Origin of the sequence: Paenibacillus sp., from assembly GCF_035645195.1 — a bacterium.
GTDB lineage: Bacteria > Bacillota > Bacilli > Paenibacillales > YIM-B00363 > Paenibacillus_AE.
This window is the reverse complement of the sequence record NZ_DASQNA010000025.1, coordinates 261,979-280,388: the sequence shown is the minus strand read 5'-3', so window position 1 is coordinate 280,388 and position 18,410 is coordinate 261,979. Positions and strand designations below refer to the sequence as shown.

Sequence of the window (18,410 nt, the reverse complement as noted above, 5' to 3'; positions counted from 1 at the left end):
GCTGAAATTGAGTGTATTGTAAGCGTTGTCAAATATAAATTCGCTAGGAGGGCAATTGCGAACATGATCGCCAAATCGGTGTTGGCCAAAGCCGTCTTATCCGTCGTGCTCGCCGCATCCGGCGCGCTGCCGTACGCTGGACTTCGCGCATCGGCGTCGGAGCTGCCCGCGTTCGAGGCAGCTGTCGTGACCGAAGATGTTTACGGCGGTCCCGCGCCTTCGGAGGAGACGGGGGAATTCTCCTCGCCGCCGCTGTTTCAAGACGATTTCCAGGATGGAGACTTGAACGGTTGGACGATCAATCGACCGGGCTTGCTGTCCGTCGTGGACGACGCATCCTCGCCCGGCAACAAAATGTTATACGTCAACGGGGGCGACGAAGCTTTCGCCTCCGTGAATGCCGACATCGGGGCGGACTACGTGTACGAAGCGAAAATCCGGAAACTCGAAAGCGGCGCGTATCCGGGCATTCTGGTCCGTTACACCCCCGGGACGACGCGGTACTACAATTTCCAATTCGACGGCAATACCGTGAAGCTGAACAAAGGGACGGGCGGTACGCTCGGACAGTACAGCCTGCCGGTGACGACGGGGCAGTGGTACGCCTTGCGGGTGACGGCGGAAGGCAGCTCGCTGAAAGCTTACATAGACGGCAAATTGGTCATCGAGGCGACGGATGCTTCCTTCCCGACGGGCACGGCGGGGTTCCGCTCGCGCTGGGCGAAATCGGCGTTGGACGATGTGGACATTCGCCGTATTCCCGCGGCGAAGCCTGCGGCGCCGAGCGGCTTGCAAGCGGCGGCGGTGACGGCGACGACCGCGACGTTGACGTGGGAGGATCCGGCCGCGGCTTCGGCGGATTCGGATGCGATGTACCGCTTGTACCGCTCTACGTCGCCGGACGCGAACTACGCGCAGGTGTATGCCGGGACGCTGGCTTTGTTCAAGGATACGGGCTTGTCGTCGACAACGGCGTACTACTACCGGGTGACCGCCGAGCGGCACAAATACGAATCTATCCCGTCGGCTTCGGTCGAGGTCGTCACGGCGGCGAGACCGGCCGCGCCGACCGGGCTGGCCGTGACGAGCAAGTCGTCGAACTCGCTGTCCCTTGAGTGGGATGCGGCGTCCGGGGCGGACGCGTATAAGCTGTACCGATCGACCAGCTTGAACGGCGCTTATGCCGTCGTGTACACCGGTTCGGACAACGTCGCGACCGACGCGGGGCTCGCTTCCGGGGTCAGGTACTTCTACAAGGTGAGCTCTGTTTTCGGCGACGACGAATCCGCGCTGTCCGAGGCCGTGGACGAAACGACGACGCTCGTCCTGCCGGATTCGCCGGATGAGCTTCCGGGCATCGTCGCGGCATACAAGTTCGACGAAGGCTCCGGAACGACCGCTTCTCCGACCGCGGCGAGCTCCAACCAGACGAAGGCCGCGCTCGCGAACGGGGCGGCCTGGACCGCGGGCCGCACGGGCGGCGCCGTCAACTTGGACGGTACGAACGATCATATCGTGCTGCCGAGAGGCTTGTTGAACGGGCTGGACGATTTTACGATCGCCGCGTGGGTGAAGCAGGATACGCTGAAAACGTGGGCGCGCATTTTCGATATCGGCAACGATACGAATAGTTATATTTTCCTGTCGCCGAAAAGCAGTCAAGGCGAAACTCGCTACGTGTTCAAGAACAATGGCAGCGAGCAAATCGTGTCCGTCCTCCCGGCGATGGAAAAGGCGGGCGGCTGGATGCATTACGCCGTGACGCTGTCCGGCAGCACGGCGATCCTCTACGTCAACGGGGAAGAGGCCGCCCGCAACGAACAGGTGAGCATCCGGCCGAGAGACCTTGGCAATACGACGCAAAACTATATCGGAAGATCGCTCTGGCCCGACCCGTATTTGGACGGACAAATCGACGACTTCTACGTCTTTAACAGGGCGCTGGGGCCGGCGGAGGTGGCTATGTTTACGGAGCCGGAGAACGCCGCCAACGTGGCGGCGGACAAAGAGGCGTTAACGCTCGGCGACACGAGCGCGGTCATGAACGACATCGCGCTCCCGACGAGAGGAGCGAACGGTTCGTCGATCGTCTGGTCGTCCGATCGTCCGGACGTCGTGAGCACGACCGGGCTCGTTACGCGTCCGGCGGTAGGGGAACCCGACGCCGAAGTGACGCTGACGGCGACCCTCCGGCAAGGGAACGCGGAGGACGCGAAGACGTTCCGCTTGACGGTGCTGGCGGAGCTCGCCGACGAGGATGCGGTCGCGGCGGATTTGGCGGCGCTGTCGATTCCGAACGCGAACGCTGTGACGGCGAAGCTGAGCCTGCCTTCCGCCGGGGCGAACCGCACGCGCATAACGTGGGCATCTGCCGACGAGCTGCATCTCCGGCCGGACGGCATGGTGAGCCGGCCCCCGATCGGCGCGGGCGATTTGAACGTTACGCTGACCGCGACGGTTGCGCGAGGGGATGTATCGGGCACGCGCGAGTTTCCGATCACAATTTTGGAGCAGGACGACTATACGGCGTATTTATTTGCTTACTACAAAAAGGTGAACGGAACCGATACGCTCCATTACGCGGTCAGCCGGAACGGGAGGACGTGGACGGAGCTCGGCAGCGACCCGGCGGTCGTCGTTCCGCGCGAAGGCGGCAGCGTATTCAAGCTGAATTCCGAGGAGAAATGGTACAAATACGAGTACGCGAACGGAACATGGACGCTGTATTCCTCAGCGAGCGAATCCGGCCCGTGGGCTAGAGACGCCGAATCGTTCGCGCTGCCGGCGGGAGCGCTGCACGGGGGCTTCTCGAGGATCGATGAAGCGGAATGGAGCCGGCTGGTCCACGCCTTGTCGACGCCGCGAACGCTGAACGTCGTCCAATGGTCGACGAAGACCGGCGTTCCTCCAAGGCTGCCGGCGTTCGTGAAAGTCGATTACACCAATAATTTGTATACGAACATGGACGTTGCGTGGGACGCGGTCGATCCGGCCGCATACGCGGAGGTCGGCACGTTCACGGCCGCGGGAACGCTCGCCGGAACGAGCACGCGGGTAGAGGCCGCGGTGCAGGTGATCGACGGCAGCGCCTACGGCGACGCGATCCGCAACGGGGAGTTTTGGTACGACACCGACGGCGCCATGATCCAAGCGCACGGCGGGCACATCATGAAGGTGGGCGGCACGTACTATTGGTTCGGCGAAAACAAAGGGCATAATTCGGCCGTCTTAAACGGCGTGTCGGTCTATGCTTCCCAAGACTTGAAGACATGGGAATACCGCAACGACGTCATTACGACGAAATCCCATCCGGAGCTCGCCCATGCGAAAATCGAACGTCCGAAGGTGCTTTACAACGAGAAGATCGGCAAGTACGTGCTCTGGGGGCATTGGGAGGAAGCCGGCAACTACAACCAGGCGAACGTCGTAGTCGCCGTATCGGATACGGTCGACGGCGATTATCAGTATCTGTACCGTTTCCGTCCGAACGGCATGGCTTCCCGCGATTTCACCGTGTTCCAAGATGACGACGGCACGGCGTATTTGTTCGGCTCGACGAACAACAACTACGACATGAACGTGTACCGGCTCACCGACGATTACTTGTACGTCGACGAATACTTGTACACGGCATTCGTCGGCCAGCATCGGGAGGCGCCGGCCATCGCGAAGAAAGACGGATTGTATTATCTCGTCACGTCCGGCGCCTCCGGCTGGTACCCGAACCAAGGGAAGTACGCGACGACGGCCGATTTGACCGACCCGTTCGGGTGGTCCGAATTGAAGCTGCTCGGCAACCCGTCCACGTACTACACGCAGCCTGCTTTCATCTTCAAAGTGCAGGGCAGCGAGGCGGACGCTTACATTTATGTCGGGGATCGATGGAATCCGACGGCGCTGCGAACCTCGCAGTATATTTGGCTGCCGCTGCACTTGGGCGGCGGAACGGCAAGCATGGAATACGCGGCCGAGTGGGACCTCGACGTCGCTGCCGGAACGTACGAAACCGCCGTGGATGTGCTCGTGTCGCAAGGCAAACCGGTCGCGGCCAGCACGCAGGCGGGCGCTTCCCTCGCCAACGACGGGGACGAATACAACTACTACGATTGGAACACGACGTCGTTCCCGGTCACCTGGCGGGTCGATCTGGAGCGCGAAACCGAACTGAGCCGGATCGATATCAGCTGGCGGGAGTGGAACGGGTCGGAGGTATATTACACGTACAAACTCGAGGCGAGCAACGACGACGTCCATTACGACCTCTTGATCGACCAAAGCGGCAACCGGACGACGTCGTTCAACAGCCACAAGCTGTCCGGCACGTACCGCTACGTGAAGCTGACCGTGCTCGGCGAATACGGTCATACGAACAATGCGGATCGGCCGGTCACCTGGTACCGCGGCCTGCACGAGGTGAAGGTGTTCGCTTATCCCGAGGACGATGCCGCGCCGGTGACGACCGCCTCGCTATCGTCGGACCGGCCGGAGAGCGGCGGTTGGCACGCCTCTAGCGCGACCTTGGCGCTGTCGGCGGCGGACGAGGGACGGGGCGTCAAGCGAACCGAATACCGCGTGAACGGCGGGGATTGGATTCCTTACGAGGCGCCGGTCGCGTTCTCGGAAGAAGGCGTCGCGACCGTCGAGTACCGCAGCGAGGATCATGCGGGCAACGTGGAGGAAGCGAAGTCGGTGACGATCCGGATCGACAAGAGCGCTCCGGTCGCGGCGCTCGCCGTCGACCGCCCGCAGATCGGACCGCCGAATCATCAGATGGTTCCCATCCGCGTCGACGTGGACGCGCACGACGCGATTTCCGGCGTCGCCCGCGTCGAGCTGGTGTCCATTACGAGCAGCGAACCGGATGACGGACTCGGCGACGGCCGCACCGAAGCCGATATTCAAGACGCCGAATTCGGCGCGTACGATACCGAGTTCAGCCTGCGGGCCGAACGTTCCGGCACCGGGGCGGGAAGAGTGTACACGATCACGTACGCCGTCACCGATGCGGCGGGTCATACGACGACAGCGACGATCGAGGTCAACGTAAGCAAGCCGTAATGGAAGCGGGCGAGCGCTCATCCGGCGCGGCGATCGGCCGGATCGCGTTCGCCCCGCAACGTACAGGGAGGTAAGCCGATGGGAGCGATTCGAATGAAAAAGCTGACGGCCATGCTGCTTTCTTGTTTTTGTTTCGTCAGCACAAATAACGGTTATGCGGCCGAAGGCGCCGAAGCGGGGGCCGTACAGGTGACGATCGACGCGTCGGCGAAGCACCAAACGATCGACAACTTCGGGGCGTCCGACGCGTGGTCGATGGATCCGCTCGGAAAATATTGGACGGAGGAAAATAAAGCGCGCGTCGCCGATCTGCTGTTCTCCAGGGAGAAAGGAATCGGTCTGTCCGCTTGGCGGTTCAACATCGGGGCGGGCTCCGCGGAAACGGATCAAGCGATCATCTCGAATCCATGGCGCCGGGCCGAGGCGTTCAAGCAGACGGAAGACGGAACTTACGATTGGAGCAAGCAGGCGGGACAGCAGTGGTTCCTTCGAGCCGCCAAGGAGCGGGGCGTCGATACGCTGATCGCGTTCGCGAACAGCCCTCCCGTTTGGATGACGAAGAACGGCCACGCGCAGCCGGACCCGAGCGTAGGCTCGACCAATTTGAAAGCAGGCTACGAAGACGAATTCGCGGCGTATTTGGCCGACGTGCTGGAGCATTTCCGGCAGGAAGGCCTAGAGTTCCAATATATCAGCCCGATCAACGAGCCGACGTGGGATTGGAACTACGCCGGTCAGGAAGGAAACCGGTATAACAACGACGACATGAAACGGGTTCTTCTCGAGCTGCACCGGGAGCTGAAGGCACGAGGCCTCGCGTCGCAAATCAGCGCCCCGGACGGCGTCGAAATTACGGCGCTCCTTGATGACGAGTTCTATAAAGCTTTCACGAACAACGAGCGCTACATGGGCGGGGCGAACCAGCTCGGTCTCGGGAAATATCGGGAGTATATCAAAGATTTGCTCGGCGACCCGGAATTGAGGGAAGCGGTCGGCAATAAGATCGCGTCGCACTCGTATTGGTCCGACTACAGCAGACCCGGCGACGACCGGCTGGGCAAGCTGCGGGAGCTGCTCGTCGACAATTTGCGGAAGTACTCCGCGGACGCCAAGTATTGGATGACGGAATACTGCATTCTTGGTTCCTACGGCCCCGGCCGCGATCTCGGCATCGATCCCGCGCTGCACGTGGCGCGCACGATTCATTTCGATTTGACGAAGGCGAACGCGTCGGCATGGCAGTGGTGGACGGCGGTTTCCAAAGAGGATTACAAGGACGGTTTGATCTATACCGATTTCAACAACCCCGGCGACGAGCAGAACATTTTAACATCTAAAATCTTGTGGGCTCTCGGCAACTACAGCAAGTTCATCCGCCCCGGCGCGGAACGGATCGCCCTGACCGGACTCGACGAAGAGTCGCGCGGCGGATTGCTCGGTTCCGCTTATCTGCACGAGGGCGAGAAGACGGCGACGGCCGTGTTCGTCAACGACAGCGGGGAGGATCGACGCGTTCGGTTGAACTTGACCGGACTGGATCCGAAAGAAACCGTATTCGTTATGAAATCGTATGTCACCTCGGCCGGCCAAGATTTGGCGCGCGGCGCGGATGTGCCGGCTCACGCCGACGGGACGTTCGAAACCGTCATTCCCGCGCGCTCCGTCGTAACGCTCTACGGGGACATCGTCAAGGATCGGCAGAAGCCGGAAGCGCCGGATATTCTGGAAGTGAAGCCGCTCAACAAGGGGCTGTACGTTGCATTCAGCTCGCCGGCGGGCGCCTCCGCATACGAAATCAGATACGGCGCGCAGAACGACATCGCCGAACGAACGATCGCGCTCGAAGCCGGCGAATCCGCGGTGATCCGGGGCTTAGAAAACGGCGAGACGTATTTCGTGACCGTACGCGGGGGCAACCGGAACGGATTCGGCCCTCCTTCGAAGCGCGCCTACGGCACGCCGCAGCTGCTCGCGCCGAGCGGCGTCGCGGCATCCGGCTCCGACGGCGCCTTCACGGTATCGTACGACGTCGAAGCCGGCATTCCCGCCTACCGCGTCCGATACGGCACGCAGCCCGGCGTATACGCGCAGGAAGTCGTCAGCGACGCGCCGGACGGCTCCGTCGAGGTCGCCGGACTGGCGAACGGCACGACCTACTATGGGGTCGTCGAAGCGGTCGACGGGCCGAACGTCGGCCCGGCCTCGGCCGAGTTCGCGGTCACCCCGGACGCGGCCGCGCCCGGCAAAGTCGTCGCCGTACCCGGCGACGGGAAGGCGCAGTTGGAGTGGAGCGCGGTCGAGGGCGCGACCGGCTATATCGTTCAGGCGATCGTCGATTCGCAAACCGCCGCAGCCGTGCCGACCGATCGCCCTTCGGCGGAAGTGACGGGACTGCCCAACGGCACCCCCGCCGCGGTACGCGTATTCACCGTCGGCCAAGGAGGGCAAGGCACCGGATTCGCGGAAACGGTCGTCACGCCATCAACGGAATACGTCCGCGTCGAAGATCCTTTCGATGACGGAGACCTGTCGCGCTACCGGCAGGAACTCAGCGCTTGGGTCATGGAAGACGGATGGCTGAAGCATGTGTCCGGAGGAGACCATCAAGGCGAAATCGGCTTCCAAGGGGTGAAACTGATCGACGGCACGATCACCGCCGTCGCGAAGCACGCCACGCCGGGCGCGGATTGGGGGATCGCCTTCCGGGGAACAAGCTACTCGAAGGGGTACATGTTCGGGTTCGAGAACGGCATCCTGTTTTTGCGCAGAGACGGCCAAAGCCTCGCGCCTGCCGTTCCGTTCACGGCGAAGCTCGGCGAGCTATACAAGCTGGAAGTTCGGCTGGAGGGGAAACGGATTCGGGCGTCGATCGACGGTCAGCCGGTATTCGATGTCGCGGATACGATGTACACGAGCGGGCGCGTCGGTCTGCACAGCTGGGCGGACGCGCAGTTCGCTTATGTGAAGGCGGCGAACGCGGAGCGGGACTTTGAGGCGAAGCCTGAAATTTATCAAGTGAAGGAAGGCGATCGGCAGGTGTCGCTGCAGTACAGCGAGGTCGACGGCGCGGACGCGTATGTCATCCGGTATAAGCCCGTAACGGCCGAAGACGACGCGTACGCCGAAACGACCGCTAATCCGGGAGCGACGACCGTCGCCGGTTTGACGAACGGCGTAACGTACGTCTTCACGGTCGTCGCGAAGCGGGGAGCGGCGGAAGCGGCGTCGGAGCCGGCGGAAGCGACGCCGAACGGATCCGGCAGCTCGATTCTCTACTACGTGGATGCCGGCGACGATACGCCTGCGGCCGCGGAGCAAGGCGAAACGTTCGGATCGCTCCAAACGCTGGAAGAGCAGCCGTACGGCAGCGATCCCGTGACCGGGATGAAGTGGGGGTACGAGGCCGACGACGGACTGACGTGGGCGCGAACCGGATCGGCCGATCCGTACGATTCCATCCGTCAATACGACGGGAATACGAACGGCAAAGGGCTTGCATACCGGTTCGAAATCCCTAACGGCACGTATAAGGTCACGGTCGGGTTTTACGACCCGTGGAGCGCGCGGGATCGTACGATGCAGCTGGTCATCAACGGAGAGACGAAGCAGACCAACTACGTCATCGGTTCGAACAGAGAGGAAAAATCGTTCGGCGGCATTGCGGCGACCGGCGGTGAGCTCGTCGTGAAGGTCGTTAAGGCGGGCGGCTCCAAACCGATGCTCAGCTGGATCAAGGTCGAGGCGGACGTTCCGGTACCGTCGCCGGATATGTAATCAGCAATAAGACCGATTCGGATGACGCCGAATCGGTCTTATTTTCCCTTCCTATAAAACAACGGCGGATGACCGGTAACCTGCTTAAACACGCGGCCGAATTGGGTGACGCTGCCGAAGCCGACCTTCCTCGCGATCGACTGCACCTGCATCGAGGTGCGCATGAGCAGCTTCTTCGCCTCTTTGATCCTGACGCTGTTGATGTATTCCACGATCGTAAAGCCGGTCGCTTCCTTGAAAGAACGGCTCAAATAATAAGGGCTGACGTAAAACGTCTCCGCCAGCCGGTGGAGCGACAGCTCCTCCGGATACCGCACGTTGATATATTGAACGACCTCCGACATCCTCTCGTGCATCGGGCTCGGAAATTCCAACGCCGCCGCGTCGGCGTGGCTCCAATGCCGGCAGCAGTGAATCAGCAGCTGCAGCGTCAACGTCTGCATGTACGTTTCGAACCCGGCCTTACGCTCCCGCAGCTCGCGCACGATCCGCCGGGCGAGCGCTTCCGCGTCGGGCCGGTCCTCCGGGGAGCTGCGGATCACGACGTACTCCCGCTCCAGCAGCTGCTGCAGCAAGTCCGCGGCGGAGCCGTCCGCGATCGCCAAATGCTTCTCATGGATGTTGACGATGAGCCGCTCGTGCTGGGGCATTTCCGTATTGGTGGTCCGATGCAAAATGTTCGGGGAGATGATGACGATATCCCCCTCGTTGATCACCGTCGTCCGGTCTTTAATAAAAAACTCCCGCTTGCCGGACAGCAAGTAAAAGATTTCGTACGTATTGTGAAAATGCTTGACTGGCATATTGTGGCTCAGCGCTTTCCGGTGGGATACCGAAAAGGTTTCCGAGCTGCTGCGGTAATGAAGCTCTTCCATTGCGTCCGCACCGCCTTCCTTCGTCATGCACCATTATACCCGATCGCATGGAAACCGCAAGATATAAGAAGAATCGTTCGTTTCCCGCAAAAAATGTACATATCTCTGTGCTACGATGAACGTATCAATGCGATAGGGAGGACATCGTCCAATGCAAACCTCGGAAACGAACGCCGTGAAGACGGCCGAATTGACTCCGCTTGACTGGGCGGAGAAAGCTTGCGAAGCGCTGATGCACAAATTCGAACCGGAAGCGCTCCCCCCGGATCGGTTCCACTATCATCAAGGGGTGTTCTTGTCCGGCATGGAGAAATGCTGGCAGCTGACCGGCAAGCAAGCCTACTACGATTACATCAAGGGCTGGGTCGACAGCCAGGTGCTCGAAGACGGCAGCATCAAGAAGTTCAAACCCGACGAGCTGGACGATATTCAGCCGGGCGTGCTGCTCTTCAATTTGTACGAGCAAACGGGCGACGAGCGCTATAAGAAGGCGCTGCATACGCTGGTCCCGCTGTTGAAATCGTGGCCGACGAACCCGTCGGGCGGCTTCTGGCACAAAGGGCACTACCCGAACCAAATGTGGCTGGACGGGCTGTACATGGCCGGCCCGATCGCCGTCCAGTTCGGCAAGACGTTCGGCGAGAGCGAATATTTCGATATGATGACGTTCCAAGCGATCCTAATGGAGAAGCATACGAAGGATCCCGTCACCGGTTTGCTGTACCACGGCTGGGACGAAACGAAACAGGCGAAATGGGCGGATCCCGAAACGGGCCTCGCTCCGGAATTCTGGGGCCGCGCCATCGGCTGGTACCCCGTCGCCCTGCTGGAAATGTTCGAGCACCTGCCTGAGGATCACAAGGATAAAGCGAAGCTGGTAAGCATCCTTCAAGACCTGCTGATCGCCCTCCCGAAATTCCAAGACGAAGCCACCGGCCTCTGGTATCAGGTCGTCGACAAAGGAGACCGCCCGGACAACTGGCTGGAAAACTCCTGCACGTCGCTGTACGTCCATGCCATCGCTAAGGCCGTACGCCTCGGGTATTTGGATGCGAAGTATTTGGAATATGCTTGGAAAGGCTATCAAGGCGTCATCGACACCTTGAAGTTCGACGAGAACGGTCATGTCGTCATCGGCAACATCTGCATCGGCACGGGCATCGGCGACTACGCGCACTACATCGCCCGTCCGACGAGCGAGAACGATCTGCACGGCGCCGGCGCATTCGTCCTCATGTGCGCGGAGATGAGCCAAGCGGCGAAACCGGAGTAATTATATTTCCTCAGGAAAAATCTAGGGTCGTCCCGATTGGGGCGGCCCTTAACTTCTTCCGTGTGATAAGATGGAATTGTTTGCCAAGGAGAAGGAGGAACGCGCATGAGCGGAACGCTCGGAACAACCATTTTCCCGCACCTCTGGTTCGACAACGAGGCGAAAGCCGCCGCAGAGTTTTACTGCACCGTTTTCCCGGATTCGAAAGTCGTGAGTGTCGTAAAACTCACGGACACGCCCTCCGGCGATTGCGACGTCGTTACGTTCACCGTCCGGGGCCAGATGTTTCAGGCCATTTCGGCGGGGCCGTTGTTCAAGTTCAACCCTTCGATCTCGTTTATCGTCAATTTCGACCCGGCGAGAGACAAGAACGCTAGGGAAACGCTAGACCGGGTGTGGGACAAATTGTCCGACGGCGGTACCGCGCTGATGCCGCTGGATCGTTACCCGTTCAGCGAACGGTATGGCTGGATCCAGGACAAGTTCGGCGTCTCGTGGCAGCTGATGCTGGCGGAAGCCTCCGATGAGCCGCCGCCCGCGATCGTCCCTTCTTTGATGTTCGTGGACGGCAACCGCGGCAAGGCGGAGGAGGCGCGCGAGTTTTACTTGTCCGTCTTCCGCAATTCGAAACCCGGCGTACTTCTCAAGTACGGCCCTGGTCAAGCGGACAATCCGGAGGGAACGGTCATGTTTACCGACTTTATGCTGGAGCGCACTTGGTTCGCGGCCATCGACAGCGCGTACGAGCACGGGTTTACTTTCAACGAAGCGATTTCGTTCGTCATCTGCTGCGAGTCGCAGGAAGACATCGAATATTATTGGGACAAGCTGTCCGCCGTGCCGGAGGCCGAACAGTGCGGCTGGCTGAAAGACAAATACGGCCTGTCGTGGCAGGTCGTCCCCGCCGCCATGGACGAGATGATGACGACGGGCACGCCGGAGCAGATCGACCGCGTCACGAGGGCGTTCCTTACGATGAAGAAGTTTGACCTCGCGCAATTGCGGCGAGCGTTCGAAGGAGAATAAATGCGAAAAACCCCAACCGTCCAACGTTGACGGTTGGGGTTTTGTTCAATGTTCCTTTGTCAGCTAATTTGAATTGACCCATCTTCTTTCGGATGATACACTTATATTAGAATTTATGAACATTGTTCATTATATTGAACAAATCGATGAGGGAGGAAAAATAAATGGAGCGTTATGTAAAGGTTGGGAAGCTTCAAGTCGCCTCCGCGCTGTACGAATTTATCCAGACGGAAGCGCTGCCGGGCAGCGGGGTTGAGGGCAAGTCGTTCTGGGCTTCGTTCGAAGCGCTGATTCGCGAGATGGCGCCGGTCAATAAAGCTTTGTTACAGAAGAGGGACCGCCTCCAGGCGCAAATCGACGCGTGGCATCGCGAGCATCAAGCTTCTTTCGATTTCCAAGCCTACAAAGCTTTCCTGCAGGAAATCGGCTATTTGGAACCGGAACCGGAGCCGTTCGAGGTCGCGACCGACGGGGTCGATGACGAAATCGCGATGCAGGCGGGTCCGCAGCTCGTCGTTCCGGTGAATAACGCGCGGTATGCGCTGAATGCCGCCAATGCGCGCTGGGGCAGCCTCTACGACGCTTTGTACGGGACGGATGCGATCGGGGAGGAGGACGGCGCCGAGCGGGGGGAGGCGTACAATCCGGTTCGCGGCGAGAAGGTCATTGCCTTCGCTAAGCGTTTCCTGGATCAAGCCGCGCCTCTAACCGAAGGATCTCATGCGGATGCGGTATCTTACGCCGTCGTCGGCGGAAAACTTTCGGTCGCTATTCGCGGCGGAGCGGCAGCCGGGCTTCGGGACGAGTCGCAGCTGGCCGGGTACCAAGGCGACCCGTCGAACCCCGAGACCGTGCTTCTGCGGAACAATGGGCTTCACTTCGAAATTTGCATCGACCGCGCGCATCCGATCGGCTGTACGGACCCCGCCGGGGTGAAGGATATCGTGGTGGAATCCGCGCTCACGACCATTATGGATTGCGAAGATTCCGTAGCGGCCGTCGACGCAGAGGATAAGGTGCTCGTCTACCGAAATTGGCTTGGCCTCATGAAGGGGGACTTGACCGCTTCGTTCGCGAAGGGGGGACGTCAGGTAACGCGGACGCTGAATCCGGACCGCGAATATACGTCGCCTGAGGGCGCCGCGTTCCGTCTGCGGGGCCGATCGCTTCTGTTCGTGCGCAACGTCGGCCACTTGATGACGATCAACGCGGTGTTGGACGAAGAAGGCAACGAAGTGCCCGAAGGCATCTTAGACGGCGTCATTACAAGCTTGATCGCCAAGCATACGTTGAACGGTAATACGCGTTACCCGAACTCGTCGAAGGGCTCCGTTTACATCGTCAAGCCGAAGATGCACGGCTCCGAGGAGGTTGCGTTCGCCAACGAACTGTTTAACCGAATCGAAGATATGCTGGAGATGAACAGGTATACGCTCAAAATCGGCGTCATGGATGAAGAGCGCCGCACGTCGGTAAACTTGAAGGCCTGCATCAAGCAGGTGAAAGACCGCATTGTGTTCATCAACACAGGCTTCTTGGACCGCACCGGGGATGAAATTCATACGTCTATGGAAGCCGGGCCGATGATCCGCAAGAACGAAATGAAGACATCCCGCTGGTTGACGGCTTACGAGAAATCGAATGTGTACGCGGGGCTGGGCTGCGGCTTGCAGGGGCGCGCCCAGATCGGCAAAGGGATGTGGGCGATGCCGGATTTGATGCAGGAGATGCTGAAGCAAAAAATCGGACATCCGAAGGCCGGAGCGAACACGGCTTGGGTGCCTTCCCCGACGGCCGCAACATTGCATGCGCTGCACTACCACGAAGTAGACGTGAAAGAGGTACAGCGTCAATTGCGGTCGACCGCGGTCGATCTCAGGGACGACATCCTCGAGATTCCTGTGGCAGCCGGCCCGGAGTGGAGCGAGGAAGACATTCAGCGCGAGCTCGACAACAATGCGCAAGGCATTCTCGGTTATGTCGTGCGCTGGGTCGAGCAGGGCATCGGATGTTCGAAAGTGCCGGACATCCACAATGTCGGTTTGATGGAGGACCGCGCCACCTTGCGCATTTCGAGCCAGCATATCGCGAATTGGCTTCGCCACGGCGTTTGCTCGAAGGAGCAAGTGATGGAGACGATGAAGCGGATGGCGCGCGTCGTGGACGAACAGAATGCAGGGGACCCGGCCTACCGGCCGATGTCCGCCGATTTGGACCGCTCCGTCGCGTTCCAAGCGGCGTGCGAGCTGGTGTTCGAGGGCGCGAAGCAGCCGAACGGCTACACCGAGCCGATTCTGCACCGCAGGCGGCTCGAATTCAAAGCCTTGACCGCGCAGAACGCATAACGCCCGTGCCGCGGTTACCGGCCTAGGCGAGGCGGGCGCACCGTCTTGACGGCCAAGGGCCTGCGCGTGACCAATTTGACCAACTGGTCCTGCATGTACGAAGCCGGGCGCGCATATCCGCTTTCGATCCAATGGAAAATGAGCCCGAGCAGCGCATGAATCGAGAAGATCACGGCAAGCTCCGGATCGAGCTCGGGGTCGTCGTGAACGAACTCTTCCTTCACGATTTGCTTCAGGGTAGAGAACATTTTCTCCCGCAGGAGCGGAAGCACGTCGTTCCCGGATAAGATGGAGTACAGCTTGGCGTTATTTCGAATATGTTCGAAAATTTGGACGGAGTTGGCGTGAAGTTCGCTCAAATTCAGCGTAGGCGCGTGCTCGTACGGCGCCCGGAACGCTTGCACGAGATCTTTCATTAACTCCGAGAGAACATCGTCGAGGAGATCTTCTTTCGCGGCGTAATTCGCGTAGAAGGTCCCTCTATTGTATTTCGCCAGTTTGACGATGTCGGTGATCGAAATCGAAGCGAACGGACGCTCTGCCATCAGTTGAAGCAGCGCGTCCCGCAGCGCCGCTTTGCTGCGCACGACCCTCGGGTCGATTCGGGGGTTTGATGGATTCAACGTCGCTTCCTCCTTCGGGGGAAAAAGTACTGAACAAACCGAACCGTTTTGTCGGGTAGACGGCATTTCAACCGATTTTGCTGATTGAAACCCTTTACAACAAGTCCCTATACTAAAGGAAACACTTGTGTGGTTACCCAACATGTGTTGATTATACCATGAAAGTAGGGACATGCATGAGACTTTCCGGGAAAGTGGCAGTTGTAACGGGTGCGGCTTCGGGGATGGGGAAAGCGATCGCGGAGTTGTTCGCCGCCGAAGGCGCGAAAGTCGTGGTGTCGGACTTGAACCTCGAGAGCGCAAGCCAAGTCGTCCGAGGCATCGAGGAGCGCGGCGGAAGCGCGATCGCCGTACAGTCGAACGTCGCCCTCGAAGAAGACGTTCAACGCATGTTCGATGCTGCGGTAGGAGCATACGGCACCGTCGATATTTTGGTCAATAATGCAGGCATCATGGACAATTTCGTACCGGCAGGCGACCTGACGGACGAGCTTTGGGAGAAAGTGTTCGCGGTCAATACGACGGGCCCGATGCGTACGACGCGCAAGGCGCTGTCGATATTCGCGCCGAAGCAATCGGGCGTCATCGTCAATATCGCGTCCGCGGGCGGATTGTTCGGCTCGCGCGCCGGCGCCGCGTATACGGCGTCGAAGCATGCCGTCGTCGGCCTCACGAAGAGCGTCGGCTACCAATACGCGAAGCTCGGCATTCGGTGCAACGCGATCGCGCCGGGCGGCGTGAAGACGAATATCTCCGCATCGATGACGGCTCCGAACCCGTTCGGCGCCGAGCGCGCGATGTCGGGGATGGGGATTAACCCGCGCGTCGGCGAGCCGGAGGAGATCGCGAAGGTCGCGCTGTTTCTCGCGTCGGACGAATCGAGCTTCGTCAACGGCACGACGGTTACCGCGGACGCCGGCTGGACGGCGTATTAAGACGAATAAGGTCTCGGCTGCGGCCGAGGCCTTTTTTGTTTCGAGCCCCCGGGAGGCCCCTCCGCCGAATTATGGTATAGTGTTCATAGCTAGCAAGCAATGAAAAGGGGTCAACACGGCATGGCGAAACGATTGATTTTGGCGGAAAAGCCTTCGGTGGCGCGCGATTTGGCGAGGGTGCTGAAATGCGATAAAAAAGGGGACGGCTATCTCGAGGGGGCGAACGACATCGTCACTTGGGCGTTGGGTCACTTGGTGACGCTGGCGGATCCCGAAGCCTATGACGATAAATACAAGACTTGGCGGTTGGAAGATCTGCCGATGCTGCCGGAGCAGCTGCGCCTCACAGTCATCAAGCAGTCCGGCAAGCAATTCGCCGCGGTGAAATCGCAGCTCGCCCGGAGCGACGTGAACGAGATCGTCATCGCGACGGACGCCGGCCGGGAGGGGGAGCTGGTCGCCCGATGGATTCTCGAGAAGGCGAACGTGCGCAAGCCGATCAAGCGGCTATGGATCTCCTCCGTCACGGACAAGGCGATTCTGGAAGGGTTCCGCCAGTTGAAGCCGGGGAAGGACTACGAGAACCTGTATTACTCCGCGGTCGCTCGGTCGGAGGCCGACTGGTACGTCGGACTGAACGCGAGCCGGGCGCTGTCGACGAGGTTTAACGCGCAGCTGAACTGCGGCCGCGTCCAGACGCCGGTGGTGGCGATCATCGCGCAGCGGGAAGAAGAAATCAAGCATTTTCAACCGAAGACGTATTACGGCATCGAAGCGCAAACGAACGATAAGCTGGTCTTGACGTGGCGGGACGCCGCCGGGAACAGCCGCAGCTTCGATGCGGAGCGGATCGCCGCGATCGTGAACAAGCTCGGCCGGCAAGACGCTGTAGTGACGCACATCGAGCGAAAGCCGAAGAAGGCGTACGCGCCGGCGCTGTACGACCTTACGGAGCTGCAGCGAGACGGCAATAAGCTGTTCGGCTACTCGGCGAAAGAAACGCTGGGCATCGTGCAGAAGCTGTACGAACAGCACAAGGCCGTTACGTATCCCCGCACCGATTCGCGCTATTTGTCATCGGACATGGCCGGCACCATTCCCGACCGGCTGCGCGGCTGCGGAGTCGGCCCGTACCGCGCGCTGGCGGCGAAGGTGTGGAATAAGCCGGTGACGAAAGCTTCCGCGTTCATCGACGACGACAAGGTCAGCGACCATCATGCGATCGTGCCGACGGAAGAGCCGGCGAACTTGTCGGCCATGACCGACAAGGAGCGGAAAATTTACGACCTCATCGTGCGGCGGTTCCTGGCTGTGCTGTATCCGGCGTTCGAGTATGAGCAGCTTACGTTGCACGCGAAGATCGGCGCCGAGACGTTCGCGGCGCGAGGGAAGACGGTGCTGCAGGCAGGCTGGAAAGAAGCGTACGACCAACGGTTCGACGAGGACGAGGAGTCGCCGGACGACATCCGGGAGCAATTGCTGCCGCGCATCGAGCAAGGGCAAACGCTGCCGATCCGCCTGATCGCCCAGACGTCGGGGCAAACGAAGCCGCCGGCGCGCTTTACGGAGGCGACGCTGCTGTCCGCGATGGAAAACCCGACGCCGTTCCTCCCTGCGGAGCAGCGGCAGCTGAGCGAGACGCTTAAATCGACGGGCGGTCTCGGCACGGTGGCGACGCGCGCGGACATTATCGAGAAGCTGTTCAACTCGTTCCTGATCGAAAAGCGCGGCAAGGAGATCCACCTCACGTCGAAAGGCAAGCAGCTCCTCGAGCTCGTCCCGGCGGACCTCAAATCGCCGGCTCTGACGGCGGAATGGGAGCGGAAGCTGGAGCGAATCGCGAAGGGGCAATTGCAGAAAGACGCGTTCATCGCCGAAATCAAGCAGTATACGCGGGAGATCGTCTCTAGCATCAAGCGCAGCGACAAAACCTACAAGCACGATAACGTCACCCGCACCGCCTGCCCGGACTGCGGAAAGCCGATGCTCGAGGTGAACGGGAAAAAAGGAAAGATGCTCGTCTGCCAAGACCGGGAATGCGGACGCCGGAAAACCGTCTCGCGCGTCACGAACGCCCGGTGCCCGCAATGCCGGAAGAAGATGGAGCTGCGCGGCGAAGGCGAAGGGCAAATTTTCGTCTGCGCCTGCGGCTACCGCGAGAAGCTGTCGGCGTTCGAGGCGCGGCGCAAGAAGGAGACGGGCGGCGGCAAAGCCGATAAGCGGTCGGTTCAGCAATATTTGCAATCGCAAAAGCAGGAGGAGCCGGTCAACACCGCGCTGGCGGAGGCGCTCAAGAAGCTGCAGCTGGGCGGGGACGGCCGGGACAAATAAAGTCGTATTCAACGAGGGATTGCATCGGACGATGCAGTCCTATTTTTTTTTTGCGCATCGCCTTACGGATGGATACCCCGGAAGGAACGCCAGTTGTCCGGCGAAACCGAGGATTTGGGTGGGTCCATAAATAATGTACCTTGCGGCCCGAGGTCGCTCCGGATATGGTT

The 18,410-nt window shown here is 60.2% G+C and carries 9 protein-coding genes; 7 read left to right on the top strand and 2 right to left on the bottom strand.

All coding sequences use genetic code 11. From position 1 onward, the window contains the following. Window positions 1-63: 63 nt before the first annotated feature. Together VE009_RS13785 and VE009_RS13780 are read left to right on the top strand one after the other, a co-directional pair. Window positions 64-5,058, top strand: coding sequence for an immunoglobulin-like domain-containing protein (locus VE009_RS13785; RefSeq protein WP_325008513.1), 4,995 nt, complete (start codon window positions 64-66; stop codon window positions 5,056-5,058). Window positions 5,059-5,136: 78 nt separating this feature from the next. After that, entirely contained in the window at window positions 5,137-8,832 is a 3,696-nt protein-coding gene (locus VE009_RS13780) for a glycoside hydrolase (RefSeq protein ID WP_325008511.1), read from the top strand. 38 nt (window positions 8,833-8,870) lie between these two features. Here the strand turns inward: VE009_RS13780 and VE009_RS13775 are convergent, their stop codons facing one another. Then, complete coding sequence (locus VE009_RS13775) at window positions 8,871-9,707, bottom strand: helix-turn-helix transcriptional regulator (RefSeq protein WP_325008509.1); 837 nt, start codon at window positions 9,705-9,707, stop codon at window positions 8,871-8,873. Between the two features lie 151 nt (window positions 9,708-9,858). Here VE009_RS13775 and VE009_RS13770 point away from each other — a divergent pair, with 151 nt between their 5' ends. The 3 genes from VE009_RS13770 (at window position 9,859) to VE009_RS13760 (ending at window position 14,351) form a co-directional block, all read left to right on the top strand. After that, on the top strand, window positions 9,859-10,980 hold the full coding sequence (locus VE009_RS13770; protein ID WP_325008507.1) for a glycoside hydrolase family 88/105 protein: 1,122 nt from the start codon (window positions 9,859-9,861) through the stop codon (window positions 10,978-10,980). 105 nt (window positions 10,981-11,085) lie between these two features. Continuing rightward, window positions 11,086-12,006: a VOC family protein gene (locus tag VE009_RS13765; protein ID WP_325008505.1), complete on the top strand. Its 921-nt coding sequence runs from the start codon at window positions 11,086-11,088 to the stop codon at window positions 12,004-12,006. A 164-nt stretch (window positions 12,007-12,170) separates the two neighbouring features. After that, window positions 12,171-14,351 (top strand): malate synthase G, encoded by a 2,181-nt coding sequence (locus VE009_RS13760; RefSeq protein ID WP_325008503.1) that lies wholly within the window; start codon window positions 12,171-12,173, stop codon window positions 14,349-14,351. 14 nt (window positions 14,352-14,365) lie between these two features. Here the strand turns inward: VE009_RS13760 and VE009_RS13755 are convergent, their stop codons facing one another. Next, window positions 14,366-14,974, bottom strand: coding sequence for a TetR/AcrR family transcriptional regulator (locus VE009_RS13755; protein ID WP_325008501.1), 609 nt, complete (start codon window positions 14,972-14,974; stop codon window positions 14,366-14,368). 176 nt (window positions 14,975-15,150) lie between these two features. Between VE009_RS13755 and VE009_RS13750 the strand changes: the two genes are divergently transcribed. Both VE009_RS13750 and VE009_RS13745 read left to right on the top strand, forming a co-directional pair. Next, window positions 15,151-15,909: an SDR family oxidoreductase gene (locus tag VE009_RS13750; RefSeq protein ID WP_325008499.1), complete on the top strand. Its 759-nt coding sequence runs from the start codon at window positions 15,151-15,153 to the stop codon at window positions 15,907-15,909. Window positions 15,910-16,029: 120 nt separating this feature from the next. After that, window positions 16,030-18,240 (top strand): DNA topoisomerase III, encoded by a 2,211-nt coding sequence (locus tag VE009_RS13745; protein ID WP_325008497.1) that lies wholly within the window; start codon window positions 16,030-16,032, stop codon window positions 18,238-18,240. Window positions 18,241-18,410: the final 170 nt, after the last annotated feature.

What these genes read in the sequence shown, in the direction of transcription:
- VE009_RS13775 (WP_325008509.1), bottom strand. Translation starts at nt 9,707, where the DNA reads ATGGAAGAGCTTCATTACCGCAGCAGCTCGGAAACCTTTTCGGTATCC.
- VE009_RS13745 (WP_325008497.1), top strand. Translation starts at nt 16,030, where the DNA reads ATGGCGAAACGATTGATTTTGGCGGAAAAGCCTTCGGTGGCGCGCGAT.
- VE009_RS13780 (WP_325008511.1), top strand. Translation starts at nt 5,137, where the DNA reads ATGGGAGCGATTCGAATGAAAAAGCTGACGGCCATGCTGCTTTCTTGT.
- VE009_RS13750 (WP_325008499.1), top strand. Translation starts at nt 15,151, where the DNA reads ATGAGACTTTCCGGGAAAGTGGCAGTTGTAACGGGTGCGGCTTCGGGG.
- VE009_RS13765 (WP_325008505.1), top strand. Translation starts at nt 11,086, where the DNA reads ATGAGCGGAACGCTCGGAACAACCATTTTCCCGCACCTCTGGTTCGAC.
- VE009_RS13770 (WP_325008507.1), top strand. Translation starts at nt 9,859, where the DNA reads ATGCAAACCTCGGAAACGAACGCCGTGAAGACGGCCGAATTGACTCCG.
- VE009_RS13785 (WP_325008513.1), top strand. Translation starts at nt 64, where the DNA reads ATGATCGCCAAATCGGTGTTGGCCAAAGCCGTCTTATCCGTCGTGCTC.
- VE009_RS13760 (WP_325008503.1), top strand. Translation starts at nt 12,171, where the DNA reads ATGGAGCGTTATGTAAAGGTTGGGAAGCTTCAAGTCGCCTCCGCGCTG.